The 14,068-nt window shown below is 73.9% G+C and carries 8 protein-coding genes and 2 pseudogenes; 3 read left to right on the top strand and 7 right to left on the bottom strand.

Going from position 1 to position 14,068, the window contains the following annotated elements; translation table 11 throughout:
- Nucleotides 1–106: 106 nt before the first annotated feature.
- Nucleotides 107–214, bottom strand: a pseudogene (locus tag JT723_RS34905) (oxidoreductase); the annotation flags it as partial.
- Between the two features lie 117 nt (nucleotides 215–331).
- On the bottom strand, nucleotides 332–1,816 hold the full coding sequence (locus JT723_RS05535; protein WP_240165147.1) for a hypothetical protein: 1,485 nt from the start codon (nucleotides 1,814–1,816) through the stop codon (nucleotides 332–334).
- A gap of 121 nt (nucleotides 1,817–1,937) precedes the next feature.
- On the opposite strand from JT723_RS05535, the pseudogene JT723_RS34900 reads away from it, so the two are divergent.
- Together JT723_RS34900 and JT723_RS05530 are read left to right on the top strand one after the other, a co-directional pair.
- Nucleotides 1,938–2,252: pseudogene (locus JT723_RS34900) on the top strand (DNA-binding protein); the annotation flags it as partial.
- Between the two features lie 133 nt (nucleotides 2,253–2,385).
- Nucleotides 2,386–3,078, top strand: coding sequence for a hypothetical protein (locus JT723_RS05530; protein ID WP_205043342.1), 693 nt, complete (start codon nucleotides 2,386–2,388; stop codon nucleotides 3,076–3,078).
- Nucleotides 3,079–3,118: 40 nt separating this feature from the next.
- Here the strand turns inward: JT723_RS05530 and JT723_RS05525 are convergent, their stop codons facing one another.
- Nucleotides 3,119–4,315, bottom strand: coding sequence for a Gfo/Idh/MocA family protein (locus tag JT723_RS05525; RefSeq protein ID WP_205043341.1), 1,197 nt, complete (start codon nucleotides 4,313–4,315; stop codon nucleotides 3,119–3,121).
- Nucleotides 4,316–4,433: 118 nt separating this feature from the next.
- On the opposite strand from JT723_RS05525, the gene JT723_RS05520 reads away from it, so the two are divergent.
- Nucleotides 4,434–5,267 carry a helix-turn-helix domain-containing protein gene (locus JT723_RS05520; RefSeq protein WP_205043340.1) on the top strand — a complete coding sequence of 278 codons (834 nt, stop codon included), beginning with the start codon at nucleotides 4,434–4,436 and terminating at the stop codon, nucleotides 5,265–5,267.
- A 74-nt stretch (nucleotides 5,268–5,341) separates the two neighbouring features.
- On the opposite strand, the gene JT723_RS05515 is transcribed toward JT723_RS05520, so the two are convergent.
- The 4 genes from JT723_RS05515 to JT723_RS05500 all read right to left on the bottom strand — a co-directional run bounded on the left by JT723_RS05515 (nucleotide 5,342) and on the right by JT723_RS05500 (nucleotide 13,990).
- Entirely contained in the window at nucleotides 5,342–8,728 is a 3,387-nt protein-coding gene (locus JT723_RS05515) for a lectin (RefSeq protein WP_205043339.1), read from the bottom strand.
- Nucleotides 8,729–9,037: 309 nt separating this feature from the next.
- A complete protein-coding gene (locus JT723_RS05510; protein WP_240165146.1) occupies nucleotides 9,038–11,563 on the bottom strand; it encodes a helix-turn-helix transcriptional regulator in 2,526 nt (841 codons plus the stop codon).
- A 235-nt stretch (nucleotides 11,564–11,798) separates the two neighbouring features.
- Complete coding sequence (locus tag JT723_RS05505; protein ID WP_240165145.1) at nucleotides 11,799–12,803, bottom strand: class I SAM-dependent methyltransferase; 1,005 nt, start codon at nucleotides 12,801–12,803, stop codon at nucleotides 11,799–11,801.
- Nucleotides 12,800–13,990: a DegT/DnrJ/EryC1/StrS family aminotransferase gene (locus JT723_RS05500; protein ID WP_205043338.1), complete on the bottom strand. Its 1,191-nt coding sequence runs from the start codon at nucleotides 13,988–13,990 to the stop codon at nucleotides 12,800–12,802. Before JT723_RS05500 ends, JT723_RS05505 begins: the two co-directional genes overlap by 4 nt.
- Nucleotides 13,991–14,068 lie beyond the last annotated feature (78 nt).

Here is a 14,068-nt window from a genome sequence, read left to right as displayed (position 1 = left end):
CCTGCACCGTGCGTTCCTCACTCACAGTCGGGACCCATTGCCCTGTGTAGCGGATACGTGTGCGTCGGCACACCCGCCGCGCCGCGTCCGGACGGCCGCCGCGGCCTCAGCCCTGGGCGGTGGGACGGACGACCAGTTCGTTGACGTCGACGTTCGCAGGCTGCTCGATGGCGAAGGCGACGGCGTCCGCGATGGCGGAGGCCGGGATTGCCAGTTGCTCGGCCGCGGCCCGGGCGGCCGCCCGAGGCCGGTGACCGGGCAGATGTCGAGCAGCGGGCGTTGAGGTACTGCGTGCCCCGGACGCCCCGGTCAGCCCCGCGTTGCCCGAGCGCTATGGGCGGATGTACGCGCGGTACGCGGCGGAGCCGGACCCCGGTGCGAGTACGGCGGAACGCCAGTGCCGGGCGAAGGCGGGCGCGCGGGCGCCGGGGGCGACGAGCACGGCGACCGGCCGGTGTCCGGCGGCCGCCACGAGCCCGGGCACCGTGATGCTCCGGTCCGCGCCCGCCGTCTGGCGGGATGCGCAGCCGGTGTAGAAGGCGAGCGGGACGGCCGAGTCCCCGGACAGCACGCAGGGCGGCCGTACGCCGTTCGCGTGCAGGCGGGCGGCCATGGCGTCGTAATGCCCGCGCGCCTGCCGGTTGCCTGCCACCGCGGTGAGCAGGACGCCGCCCTGGACGGCCAGGTGGCCGCACAGGACGAGGGCGACGAGGGCGGCCGTCCGCGGGCGCAGCCGGCCGCCGCTGCCGCGGACCAGCCGGCACAGGCACTCGGCGACCGGGATCGCCAGCAGGGCGTACGCGGGCAGCAGGAACCGGGGGGCCGCGTAGCCCACGGTGAACAGGTAGGGCACGGCGAGGGATCCGGCGGTCAGCAGCGGCAGCCACACGCTCGCCCGGCGGCCGCGCCAGGCCGTGGCGGCGCCGCCCGCGGCCAGCACGGGGAGCGCGAACCACCAGGCCGAGTCCGCCCGGTGCCGCCACGGCACGTCGCACGGGCGGCACAGTGTGCGGCCGTCCAGCGCACGGATCTGGTCGTCGACGGAGAAGTGCAGGCCGAGGCCGCCCTCGATGGCGCTGGCCCGGTGCAGCCTGGCGGTCAGGCCGCCGTAGCGGACGTACGCCTCGACCACCCACTCCGCGCATCCCGCGAACAGGCCCGCGGCGAGGACCGCGAACAGGGCGGGGCGGCGCCACCGGCGGACGGTCAGGGCCGCGCCGGCCAGCGGCAGCACGAGCCACACCGCGTCCGGCGGGCGCATCAGGCCGACCAGCGCCACGGCGGCGGCCAGCCCCGCGAGTGCCGCCCGGTCGGTACGGTCGCGGGCCGCGCGCAGCAGGCAGCCGACGGCGGCCAGAGCCCCGTACGCGCTCCAGAGGTTGGGCATCACCTGCGACCCGTAAAGCAGGGTGATCCACAGCCCGGCGAACAGGCCGCCGGCGAGCGCGAGCACCCGGGCGGGCAGCAGCGGACGCCACACGCGCAGCGACACGAAGAGCCCGGCGCCGGACAGCACGGCGAGATAGACCCGCAGGGCCGCGGTCGAGGACGTCAGGCCCGCGACCGGTGCGGCCAGCAGGGAGACGCCGCGGGCGCGGGGCGCGCTGAAGAAGGCGGCGGGGACGTGCGCTGCGACCTGGCTGGTGTAGACGGTCTCGTCCCAGCCGAGGCCGGAGCCGGGGACGGCGAGGACGAGTTGGGCCAGGACGAAGGCCGCGCATACGGCGGCGAGCGGGTGGACGGTCTCCGGCGTGGCGGTCGCCGGCCCGCGCGGGGCCGGCGTCGGGTGGGCGCGTACCTGGAGCCTGTCGGACATCAGCGACCTCACGTCGTCGGTGCGGCGACGCGTACGTGCCCGCCGTGTCCGACTCTGTCCGGGTCCGGGTGCCCGGCACCACTCGACGCGCCATCGGCCGCCGCGGAAGGCCCCGGCGGCGACCGGGTGGCTCGCGCTCGCCCGGGCCGGCGACCTCAGGGTGATCACGTCGGCCGCCGCCCTGGTGGAAGTGGTCCACCCGCGGATCAACCGCCACGCCCTGGAGTGAACGCTGTCACGCCTCGTCGTCGAACCGGTCACCGAGCCCGTCGCACGCCGCTCGGCCACCCTGCTCGCCGACTCCGGCCTGCACGGCCACGAGTACGCCGCCGACGCCGTGCTCAGCGCCACCGCCCTCGCCGCCCCCGGACCCGTCACGATGCTGACCTCCGGTCCGGAAGACCTCGCCGCCCGCGGGCGACAGCGGGCACCGTAAGGTGCCGGGGGGTGCCTGGGGGATGCGAGGGGGGAACGGTGTGATCGGTGAGCCGGAGATGGTCGGTGGGGGCGAAGAAGGCGGGGAGGGACAGGCCGGGGACGCGGTAGCGGGGCGCGGAAGGGCGCCGTGGGTGTGGGGGGTCGGCGGGATCGTGGTCGCCTCCGCCGTGTGGGGGGCGGTGTTGTACGGGGCCGGGGGCACGGCCCCGGACCTGCATGGCTACCGGCTCGGCGGCAATCCGTGCGTCGGCGACACGCTGCAGCGGCTCAAGGACGCCACCGGGGCACGGGGCTTCGTCGCCTCGGAGGCCGCGGTGAACCGGGGGCCGGCGCTGGACAGGCTGTCGTGCTTCCTGTCGGACTCGCCGGCGGCGGGCGACGGGTGGGTGACCGGCTACTCCGTCGGCGTCAGCATCGAACTCCACAAGAAGACCGACCCGCGCGCCGAGTTCGAGAACACCGCACGCAGCCGGAACTCCACCGTCCCCGGCGGCGGTGGCGGCTCCGGCGCCGCCGTGGGGATGGTCGTCACCGGGGACCTCTTCGACTCCGGCGCCGACGTGCACCCCGTCACGGGGGTGGGCGACGAGGCCTATGTGCTGGTGTCGCGGGGGTCCCACCAGACGTTGACCGTCCTCTACGGCGGGGCCGTGCTCAGCCTCCAGCTCAGCGCCTCCCACCAGTGGAACGGCACCGGAGACCCCCCGGCGGACTCCGGGTCCGCCGCTGAACCGGCGGACCCGGACGTCACCCGCCTGCGCCCCGCCATGACCGCGGCCATGCGGGACCTGATGGCTTCCCTGGCCTCCGACGGGCCGGAGTGAAGCCGGGCGGAGGACCGGCCGCCGCCCGCCTGCCGCTCCGCTAGTTCTTGGGGCCGGCGCCGAAGTCCGGGATGGGGAGGCGGCGGCCGGCGTTCAGGGCGGACTGGTGGGCCACGATGCCCGGGAGGGTGTAGCGGGCGGCGACCCAGGCGTTGACCGGGGGGAGGGTGCCGGTGGTCACCGCGGTCACGAAGTCGTCGGCCAGGTAGTGGTGGCTGCCGAAGTGGCCGTTGGGCACGCCGGCGAACTCCGCCGGCAGGCGCGTGCGGTCGTGCACGGGGGCGTAGCCGGACAGGAAGGCCTCGCGCAGCGCGGGGGCGACGTGGCTGACGCCCTCCTGGCCCGAGCCGTCGTCGGGGACGGGGCGCAGGTGCAGGGTCACGTCCTGGACGCCGGTCCTGTCCTGCCACAGGCTCACCGTCGCGACCTGCTCCAGGCTGGCCTGCGTACCGAAGAAGCGGTAGCGCGACTCCAGGATGTGCGAGGGGTAGCCGACCCGGCGGAACTCGTTGGTGCGGAAGGAGCCGCCGCCGGCGACCTCGAAGAGGGCGGTGGCGTTGGAGAAGTCGTTGTCGAACTGGCTGACCTCGCGGTCGAAGACGCCGTCGCCGCGGTCGTCGGTCACGCCGATCGCGGACACGCTGACCGCGTGGGTCTGCCAGGCGCCGAGGACCCCGCCGACCGCGTGGGTCGGGTAGAGCAGCGGCGGGAAGCTCGCGGTGGCCTTCCAGTTCTCGCCGCCGCTGTACTGGTAGGCCTCGTAGAAGCCGAGGTCCATGTCGTGGACGTAGTCGCCCTCCGCGTAGAAGAGCCGCCCGAAGGCGCCCTGGGCGGCGCGCTGCCTGGCGTAGACGGCGGCCGGGTTGTAGTGGGCGGTCTCGCCCATCATGTAGGTCAGGCCGGTCTCCCTCACCGCGTCCACGATCGCGGCGATCTCGTCGGCCGTGACGGCCATCGGCACCGCCGAGTAGACGTGCTTGCCGGCCCGCAGCGCCTGGACGACCAGCGGGCCGTGCGTCCAGCGCTGGGTGAAGATCGCGACGGCGTCGATGTCGGAGTCCAGCAGCGCCTCGAACGACGGCAGGGTGCCGGCCAGGCCGGTGTCGGCGGCGAGCCGGGCGGCGCGCTCGGGCAGCAGGTCGGTGGCCCGGATGTCGCCGACGCCGGGGTGGTGCTGCCAGAGCTTGGCGAAGGAGCCCGCGAACTGGCCGGCCCCGACTATCCCGAGAGTGAACACGGCGGGCTCCCCGACGTCGGTGGTGGAGTACGTGCCCGCGGACCTGTGCCGCCGCGGACCTGTTCCACGATAGGTTCGTACGATCCGGCAGGTCTTCACCGATAGGAGGGAGAACTTCTTGGATTCTCCGGTGCTCGCGGAGCCGCTCCCCTCCGACCTGTCGGGCCGCAGCGGCCGGCCCGAGCTGATGCGCGCCCCGCACCGGCACGACGACCTGGAGCTGAACCTGGTCGCGGGCGAGGGCGAGTTGCTGTACCTCTTCGGCGGTGAGCCGGTCGCCGTCGGGCCGGGGTGCGTGGCCGCCTTCTGGGCTGCGGTGCCGCACCAGCTGGTGGCCAGCACCGCGGCCGACGTGCACTGGGTCAACGTGCCATTCGCCACCTTCCTCGGCTGGGGCCTGCCCGACTCGCTGGTCAGCCGGCTGCTGTCGGGCGTGCCGCTGGTCGCGGGGCCGTCGGCGGCACTGCCCACCGACCCGGCGAACTTCGCCCAGTGGGCGCGGGACCTGGCATGCGGCCGGGAGGAGGGCCGCCGCATCGCGCTGCTGGAGATCGAGGCCCGGCTGCGCCGGCTGGGGCTGGCGGAACTCGGCGAAGGCGCGCACGAGTACACCGGCGGCGACCGGTCGCTGCGGCAGGCCATCGCGATGGTGCGCTACGTCGCGGAGCACTTCCGCGAGCCGGTGACGGTCGCCGAGGTGGCGGCCGCGGCGCAGCTCCACCCCAGCTACGCGATGGCGCAGTTCCGTGCGGTCGTACGCGCCACGGTCGGCGACTACCTGACCCGCTGCCGGCTGGCCGAGGCGCGGCGGCTGCTGGTCACCACGGACCTGCCGGTCGACGCGGTCGCCGAGGCCGCGGGCTTCGGCTCGGTCAGCCGCTTCTACGCGGCCTTCACCGCCGCCTGCGGCAAGCCGCCGGCCCGCTTCCGCCGCGAGTACCGCCGGCGGTAGGGCGGCCGTGGCGCGGTCGTGCGCGACCGCCCCTGGAGGCGGGGCCTTCAGGGGCGGTCGCGGGCGGGACGGGGTCAGGAGCCGTAGGCGAAGGCGAAGAGGTGGACCGTGCCGGAGGAGCCGGTGACCGGGAGGGTCAGGGAGGCGACGGTCTTGGCCGGGTCGAGGGGGACCTTCACCGAGAAGACATAGGCCTTCACGGTGTCGCGTCCGCCGCTCGCCGTGTTGCGGTAGGCGGTGGTGACGGCCGCGGTGTTGCCCGGGAGGGGCTGGCGGGCGCCGCCGTTGAGCGTCCAGTCGGAGAAGGCGACGGTCGCCTTGGCGGTGCTGCCGTCGGTGTAGGTGACGGTCAGCTCGCCGGGGACGCCGCTGCCGTCGGTGGGCGCGTTGGTCGCGGAGCCGAGCAGGCCGAGGTAGGCGCCGGAGGAGCCCGCGGGCTGCGGGACGGTCTGGCCGCCGACCTCCAGGTTGTCGGGGCGGCCGGGTGCGGTGGTCGGCCAGGTGTAGGTGAGGCCGTCGGCGGTGACCTTGCCGCCGTCGGTGACGCCCGCGGCGCTGAGCGCGTTGGACGAGTACGCCCAACCGCCGTCGTCGAAGCCGCCGTTGAAGTGGGTGCCGTCGGCGTAGATGCCCTCGTTCGACTCGTAGGGCCACAGCGCGCCGGGTTGGGCGACGGCGACCCGCAGGGTGGCGTGGCCGAGGTCGGTGCCGCCGGTGTGGTCGGTGAGGGCGAAGTCGACGGAGTACGCGCCCTCCGTGCTGCCCGCGGTGACCGGGACCTGCGCCTGCGCGGAGCCGGACGCCGGTACGGTCAGCGAGCCCGCGGAGGGGCCGAGCGTGACGCCCGAGGGGGCGGTCGCCGCCCAGTCGACGGTGGCGGGCCTGCTGCCGAGGTTGGTCAGCCGCAGCGTGGCGTCACCGCTGCCGCCGGGGGCGACGACGAGTCCGTCGCTGGTCGGACCGGTCGCGGCCAGCACGCGTTCGCCGCCGGTGGTGTCGGACGGCGGTGCCGCGTCCGGACCTGCCGCCCACGTGGTGCTCGGCCGGGTGGAGAGCACGAAGTCCATGGACTGGGCCGAGCGGAACTGGTCGAAGGTCAGCCAGGCCGCGTTCCACTCCCCGCCCTTGACGTCGAGCGCCTGCACATAGGGGGCGTCGGGTGCGGCCTGGGGGGCGTTGATCGTGACCTGCTTGCCGTTGCCGAAGGTGACCTTCGCGACGGGGAAGGCGGGGCTGCCCAGCGCGAGGGTGTCGGTGCCGGGGGTCTCCGGGTACATCCCCAGCGACGACCACACGTACCACGAACTCATCGCGCCCAGGTCGTCGTTGCCGAAGGACCCGACGGGCGCGTTGAAGTACAGGCTGGTCTGTGCGGTGCGCACCGCGGCCTGCGTCTTCCACGGCTGGCCGAGGTAGTCGTACTCCCAGGGGATCTCCAGGCTGGGCTCGTTGGACAGGTCGGCGTCGGTGCCGCCGGGTTCCGTGATGTCGTCGAGCAGGCTGTCGAGGTACGACGCGTACGCCTGCGGGCCGCCGCGTGCGGTGATCAGCTGGCTCAGGTCGAACGGGACCATCGGGGTGTACTGGGCCGAGGTGCCCTCGACGAAGCCGTTGGAGGTGCCGGGGGTGAAGCCGCCGGCGAAGCTGCCGTCCTTGTTGCGGCCCTGCATGTAGCCGGTCTGCGGGTTGAAGACGTTCATCCAGTCCTGCGCGCGGGTGGCGAACCTGCGGTAGTCCGCGGTCCTGCCGAGCGACTTGGCGAACGACGCGAGCGCGTAGTCGGCGCTGTCGTACTCGAGTTGGGTGGACACCGGGCCGTAGAAGTTGCAGCAGCCGTAGTCGTTCTCGTCCAGCGGCAGGTAGCCCTTGGCGTCGCGCACGGCCTCGCCGGGGCGGTCCTGGTTGGGCACGGTCGCCGAGTGCACCATGGCGTCGAGGGCGTGCGCGGAGTCGAAGTTGCGCACCCCGAAGGCGTAGGCGTCGGCGATGATCGAGGTGCCGGGGTCGCCGACCATGACGTAGCTCTCGCCGTTGTTCGAGGCCCACTTGGGCAGCAGGCCCGTCTGGTCGTAGCCGTTGAGCATCGAGGTGACGATGTCGCCGGTCTCCTTGGGGGCGACGACCGCCATCAGCTGGGTCTGGGAGCGGTAGGTGTCCCAGCCCGAGTAGTTGGCGTACTGGGCCTTCTGGCCCTTGGCCAGCTTGTGGACCTGGTCGTCCATGCCCATGTACTGGCCGTTGTCGTCGGAGAAGACGTTCGGGTGCAGCAGCGCGTGGTAGAGCGCGGTGTAGAACTGCACCTGCTGGTCGTGGCTGCCGCCGCCGACGGCGATGCGGCCGAGGACCGAATTCCACGCGCTGTGGCTGGCGTTGCGCAGCTTGTCGAGGTTCCAGCCGCTGATCTCCGAGGAGAGGTTGGCTGCGGCGTTGTCGTCGCTGGTGTAGGAGATGCCGACGGCCGCGGTCACCGCGGTGGAGGACGCGGTGCCGAAGGTCAGGTACATCCCGTTGGCGCCCGTGACGGGTGCGGCTGCCGCCGCGGACGGCGCGGCACCGGCGGCCGGGTGCACGACGGGCGAGGGCGAGGCGGGCACCGTGAACGCCTTCTCGTGCAGGGCGCTGCCGCCCTGCGCGGACGTCGCGGGGGCGGCGGTGCGGCCCGCCGACATCGACGTCGCACCCGGGTTCACGGTGCTGCCGACCCAGGTGCCGCTGGCCGTGAAGGGCCGGTCGAACCTGATGTCGAAGTGCAGCGTGTAGCGGTTGCCCGCGCCGCAGAAGTGCCCGCTGTCGACCGAGCCGCTCACCTCGCGGCTGCTGACGACCTTGACCCGGGTGCCGTCCACCTGCGTGGCGCCGCCGCTGAGTTTGAGCAGAAGGTTGCCGTCGGCGCCGGCCGGGAAGGTGAAGCGGCCCAGGCCTGCGCGGGTGGTGTCGGTCAGCTCGGTGGTGACGCCCGAGGCGTCGGTGACGGTGTACGAGCCGACGGCCGTCTTCTCGTCGCTGTGCGCGAACTGGGCCGTGGTGTCCGACAGGTTGCCGGACAGCGCGGACAGCGCACCGGAGACCGGCAGGATCGGTACGTCGCCCGCGACGTCGCAGCCGGGACCGGAGACGTGGGTGAGGCTGAAACCGGAGAGCTTGGTGCTGTCGTACTCGTAGCCGCCGCCCTGGGCGCGGTGCGGGGTCGTGTCGGGACCCCACTGCATCATCCCGAACGGCATGTCGGGGCCGGGGAAGGTGTTGACCGCACCCGAGGTGCCGATCAGCGGGTTGACCAGGGACGCCGGGTCCTTGACCGGGGTCGGGGCCGAGGCGGCCGACGCGCTGTCGAGGGACTGCAGCGGGAGGGCCGCCAGGCTCAGCAGCGACCCCAGCACGGCGAGCCGCCGCAGCGCGGCACCGCCCTTCCGGGAACGGCCGCCGGGGCGAGGGTGGTCCGGGCGACGCAAGGGAATCATCGAGACTGCCTCCGCGATTCGTGCGCACGGGTGCCCAGGGAGGACGGATGGCGTCCTCGGCCGGGCAGCGGTGTCACGCGGGTCGCCCTCAGTGGTCCAGGAGGCGGGGGTGACGTCATGACAACGTTGCCAGGCCTGCACGAGCGTCGAGTCAAACGCGAGTGGCGAGATCATGTCAATGGTCGCGCGCGAGTTGGGGTCGCGGTGCACCCGTTCGGCCGACGCCGGGGCGCCCGCGGACGGCCGTCGGAGGCAAGGACTTTCCGGTCCACTTCGGCAGGGGGTGGACCGGAAAGTCCGGACAGGGGGTCAGGTCGAGGACAGCCTGCGGGTGACCTGGACACGGGACTGGCAGCCGAGTTTGCGCATCACCTTGCGGAGGTGGTTCACCACCGTCCATTCGGCTATGCCGAGTTCACGGGCGATGATGCGGTTGGTCATGCCCTCGGCCACCAGCAGCGCGACCTCCAGCTCGCGCTTGGTGAGGGCGGTCGCCACGGCCGAGGGCGCGGGCGGCGGGGGCACCGCTGCCGCAGCCGGAACCGGGGCAGGCGGCGGCGCCGGCGGCGCCGCCGGGATGAGCCGCAGGGCGTCATGCCAGGTCATGGCGGGACCCGAGGCGACGGCGCCGGCAAACTGCTCGGCCGTCAGCTCCTGCGCTGCGGTGGCCAGGACCGGGCCGACCATGTCGCGCAGCGGCTTCGGGCGTGCCCGGCCGGACCGGCGGCGCAAGTGGTCGGCCAGTGCCAGGGTCGCGGTGAGCGCGGGCCAGTCGGTGACCCGGTGCCAGGCGTTCAGGGTGACCGCGAGGAGTTCCAGGCACTCCGCCCGCTCGGGCGCCGACTCCGACAGGGTGCCGATCTGTTCCGCGGCGTCGGCGAAGAGCGCGCGGGCCTGGGCCGAGTCGTGCTCGCGCCAGCGGACGGTGGCGAGGACGTACCGCGTGAGCAGAGCACCGCTCCCGTGCCCTGGCCCACCCGGCTCCCCCAGTTCCTCCGCCAGCCCCGCCAGGGCCAGTTCGCGTGCCCGCGGGAGGTCGCCCGCGTCGCGCAGGACGGCCGCCAGGCGGCGGACCAGGTGGCGGCGGGTCGCCACGCTGTCCGCGGACCCCGCGGACGTCCCGGACTGCGCAGAAGGCAGTGCCGCCGCGTGCGCCTCCTCGAAGCAGCGGCGCGCGCGGTCCGGCTCCCCCGCCGCGTACGCCTCCTCGCCCAGCAGGGTGAGGCAGCGCAGGGCGCCCTGCTCGTCGTGGGCCGCGCGGTGGGCGGCGTAGGCGCGGGTGAGGTGGTCGCGGGCGGCCGGGGAGGCCAGCCGCAGCGCGAGGTCGCCCGCGGCCTCCAACGTCCGGGCGAGCAGCCGGTGGTCGTCGGCCGGGAGCACCCGCAGCGCCTCCTCGGCCAGCCGCAGGCACTGCCCCGCCTCCACGGCAAACGCACCGGCGCCCAGGCCGACGGAGGACTGCGCGGGCGATGCGCACTGTGCGTACAGAGCGTGCGCGATGGCGGCCATCGCCGTGCCGTCGCCCGCCTGCCGCCAGTGCTCGAAGGCCGCGAGCAGGTCGGCCCTGGCCTCGGGGCCTGGTCCGGGACGGCCCCCGGCGGCCCACGCACCGGCCGCCGCGCTCCTGAAGTGCTCGGCGTGCGCGCGCCGCAGCGCGGTGTGGACCGGCAGCCGGGCCAGCAGCCCTGCCGCGGCCCGCCGCAGGGCGTGCGGGATGCTCAACCGCAGCTCGCCGTCGTGCTGTTCGTCCGGGATCAGGACGCTCTTGTCGATGAGCCGCTCCATGGTGCGGTAGGCGGCGCCGTGCAGCCCGTCCAGCACACCGACCGCGGCCCGCATGGTGAACGGCCCCTGGAAGACGGCGAGGTGCACCAGCTGGGTGCGCTCCTCGGGGCGCAGCCTCGCCAGCACCCAGGCCACCATGTCGGCGATGCTGGCGTGCCGGGAGTACGGGTGGTGGTCGGGCCGGTGCAGGTCGCCCGGGTCGTTCTCGAAGCGCTCCAGGATCAGGTCGGGTTCCGCCAGCGTGATCTGGGCGGCGGCCAGTTCGATGGCCAGCGGCAACCCGCCGGCCTGCCGGCACAGCGCCAGCACGTCGGGCGCGTTCTCCGCGGTCAGCGCGAACTCGGGGCGTACGGACCGCGCGCACTGCACGAACAGCTCGACCGCCGGGTTGGCGGCCGGCGCGGCCGGCACGGCCGGCGCCGGGTCGCCGGTCGCCAGCGGGCCGATCCGGACGACGCGTTCGCCGTACAGGCCAAGACGTGCGGTGCCGACGCAGACGATCCGCACCTGCGGGCAGCACCGGCGGAACTCGGCGAGCAGCGGCGCGAGGTCGTCGGCGACGTCCTCGTAGTGGTCGAACAGCAGGGTGTGCTTGCCCGCCGCGACCCGTTCCAGGGCCTTCCGGACCGCGGGCGAGCCCTCGTAGCACTGCTCCCTGAGCTGGCGCAGCATGAGGCCGGCCACCGAGGTGTCGGTGACCTGGGCGAAGTCGAAGACCTCGACGCCGCCGCCGGGGCCGTCGCCGCGGTGCCGGAAGAACTCCATCACCAGCCGGCTCTTGCCCACCCCGGCGGGGCCGGTCACCGTGACCAGCCCCGCGTCGGGGGCTGCGGTCACGGCGGCCAGCCGCTCCAGGTCACGGGAGCGGCCGATCAGCTCCGTCGGGGTGGTGCCGATGTAGCCGGCGGGTGTGGTCATCCGGTTGAGCAGCAGGTCGCCGAGGCCGGAGTGGCCCTGGCTGCTGCCCGGGGTCGTACTCGTACCCGTGGTCGTACTCGTCGTCGTACCCGTACTCGTATGACTTCTGGGAGCTGCGGCGGCTCCGGTCATGGCATCCCATGCCTCCACCAGTGATGCGCTGGACTGCCCACCCACACCCGCGCAGCCGCTAGGGCGTGTCCGCAAAGTCCCGTCTGGCCGACGGCGCCTGGCACGCGCGCTCGCTGCGTTGTCGGGCTCGTCCGAGTAGGCCCACTACGAGGACGACCCTCCGCCTTGCGATCGCACGCACCAGACCCCGCCGGCCCCGCCCTTTGGGCGGACGACGCGACTTTGCGGACGCGCCCTAGCGGGCGAAGATCAGGGTGGTCGGCGACAGCGTGGTCTGGAAGGTGATGTCGTCGTAGCCGGTCTTGCTGAGCCACCCGTGGTAGTCGGCCCGCCGCCAGGTGCTGCCGTGCCGGCTCTTGAGCAGCATCTCGTTGGCGAAGGTCAGCGGGTACGGCGGACCGCTGCGGTCGTCGTCCACGACGTAGTCGGAGACCACCAGGGTGCCGCCGGGCTTGAGGACGCTGCGCACCCGGGAGAACAGGGCCATGTTGTCGTCCGGCCCCTCCTGGTGCGCGATGTTGGAGTAGACGACGACGTCGTACGTGCCCGGGGCGCCCAGTTCCGTGGTGTGGAAGTCGCCGTCGACGTAGGTGACGCGGTCGCCGACGCCCCGCTCGCCGAGCAGCCGGCGGGCGATGGCGTTGATCGGCGCCCAGTCCAGCTGGGTGGCGCGGGCCGCGGGGTTGCGTTCCAGCCAGGTGCCCGAGTAGATGCCCGAGCCGCCGCCGATGTCGAGGATGGAGATCTCGCCGGCGTCGGCGATCTTCAGGGTGTCGGCCGCGGTGCGGGCCACCGGCACGGACTGGGCGGCCAGTGCCTGGACCAGCTCCTCCCAGTGCGGGTTGTCGGCGACCTCGACGACGGCGTCGGTCAGCGGGCCGCCGACCTTGACGACCTCGGGCAGGTTGGTGAGCGAGGCCATGTGACCGGCCTTGAGCTTGGCGAAGCCGGTCAGGCAGTCGGGGCTGCCCTCGACCAGGAAGGCCGACGCCTCGGCGGAGTTGCGGTAGCCGCCGTCCTGCTGCTCGACCAGGCCGAGGCTGACCAGGCCGTCCAGCAGCGCCTGCGCGCCGCGCAGCGAGATCGCCGCCCGCTCGGCGACCTGCTCGGCGGTGGTGGCGCCGCCTTCGAGGTGGGTGAAGACGGAGTGGCTGGATGCGGCGCCGACGATGCCGGTGGCCCAGTAGCCGGTGATGAGCCGCATGATCCGATCGGAGGTCGGCTGCTGGCTGCTGGTCATGACGCACCTTCCTGGTTTGCGCTGTCGGTGGAGGTCGCCGGTACGGCGGACGGCCGCCGTACCGAGTGGTTGCGCAGGGCGGTGCGCAGGGCGTGCGAGACCCGCTCGGCCTGGTCCACGGTCAGCTCCGCGTGCATGGGGATGGCGAGCTGCCGGGCGAAGAGGTCGGCGGAGACCGGGCAGGTCTGCTTGGCCTCGTAGACCGGCTGGGTGTGGCTGGCCCAGGTGCCGTGCCCGCAGCCGATGCCCTGGCCGCGCAGCTCCGCGGCGACGCCGGCCCGGTCCACGCCCGGGTCCAGGGCGACGAGGTAGGACTGCCAGGCGTGGGTGCGGTCGTCCGGGACGTGCGGCAGCGTCAGCAGCTCCTCGCCGCCGAGCAGTTCCGCGTACCGGGCGGCGACCGCGTTGCGGCGCTCCAGCAGCTCCTCGATCCGGCCCAGCTGGACCTGCAGGATCGCGGCGGCGATGTCGGAGAGCTTGTAGTTGTAGCCGACCTCGGTGAACTCCGGGATCGGCAGGCCGATGGTCTGCGACTTGTCGAAGATGCTGCCGATGCCGAAGGACGACCGCAGCCGCACGTCGGCGCCGATCGCCGGGTCGGCGGCGAGCAGCGCGCCGCCCTCGCCGCTGGTGATGCCTTTGCGGCCGTGGAAGGACAGCGCGCCGATCGGTGCCAGTGCGCCGGCCGGGCGGCCCCGGTAGGTGGCGCCGACCGCGCAGGCGGCGTCCTCGATGAGGAAGAGCCCGTGCCGCCCGGTGAGTGCTTCGAGTTCTGCGTAGTCGGCGGGCAGGCCGACGGTGTCGACGGCGATCACCCCGACGGTGCGGGGGCCGATCAGGTCGGCCACCGCCTGCGGGTCGACCGTGCCGGTGTCGGGGCGCGCGTCGGCGAAGACCGGGACGGCGCCGACGTAACGGGCGGCGTGCGCGGGGGCGGGGAAGGTGTAGTCGGCGACGATCACCTCGTCGCCGGGTCCCACGCCCAGTGCGAGCAGCGCCAGGTGCAGGGCGGCGGCGCAGCTGCTGAGGGTGACGGCGTCAGCGACGCCGTAGCGCTCGGCAAGCTCCTTCTCCAGGGCCTTGCCGCGCGGCCCCTGGCCTGCCGTCCACTCGGAGGCGAACACCTCCTCGACAGCGGCCAGTTCCTGCTTGCCCAAACTCGCGTGAACCAAGGGGATCGGGTCCAACGTGGCCACCTCCGGCGACGCTTGCGGAGACCTGCGGCCCGGGGGCGGACCTGCGGTCGGGACGAACATGCGGCTTGC

The sequence above is a fragment of the Actinacidiphila bryophytorum genome (assembly GCF_016916835.1).
In the GTDB taxonomy this organism is placed as follows: Bacteria; Actinomycetota; Actinomycetes; order Streptomycetales; family Streptomycetaceae; genus Actinacidiphila; species Actinacidiphila bryophytorum.
The sequence above is the reverse complement of the archived record's forward strand: the minus strand, read 5'-3'. Positions and strand labels throughout refer to the sequence as shown.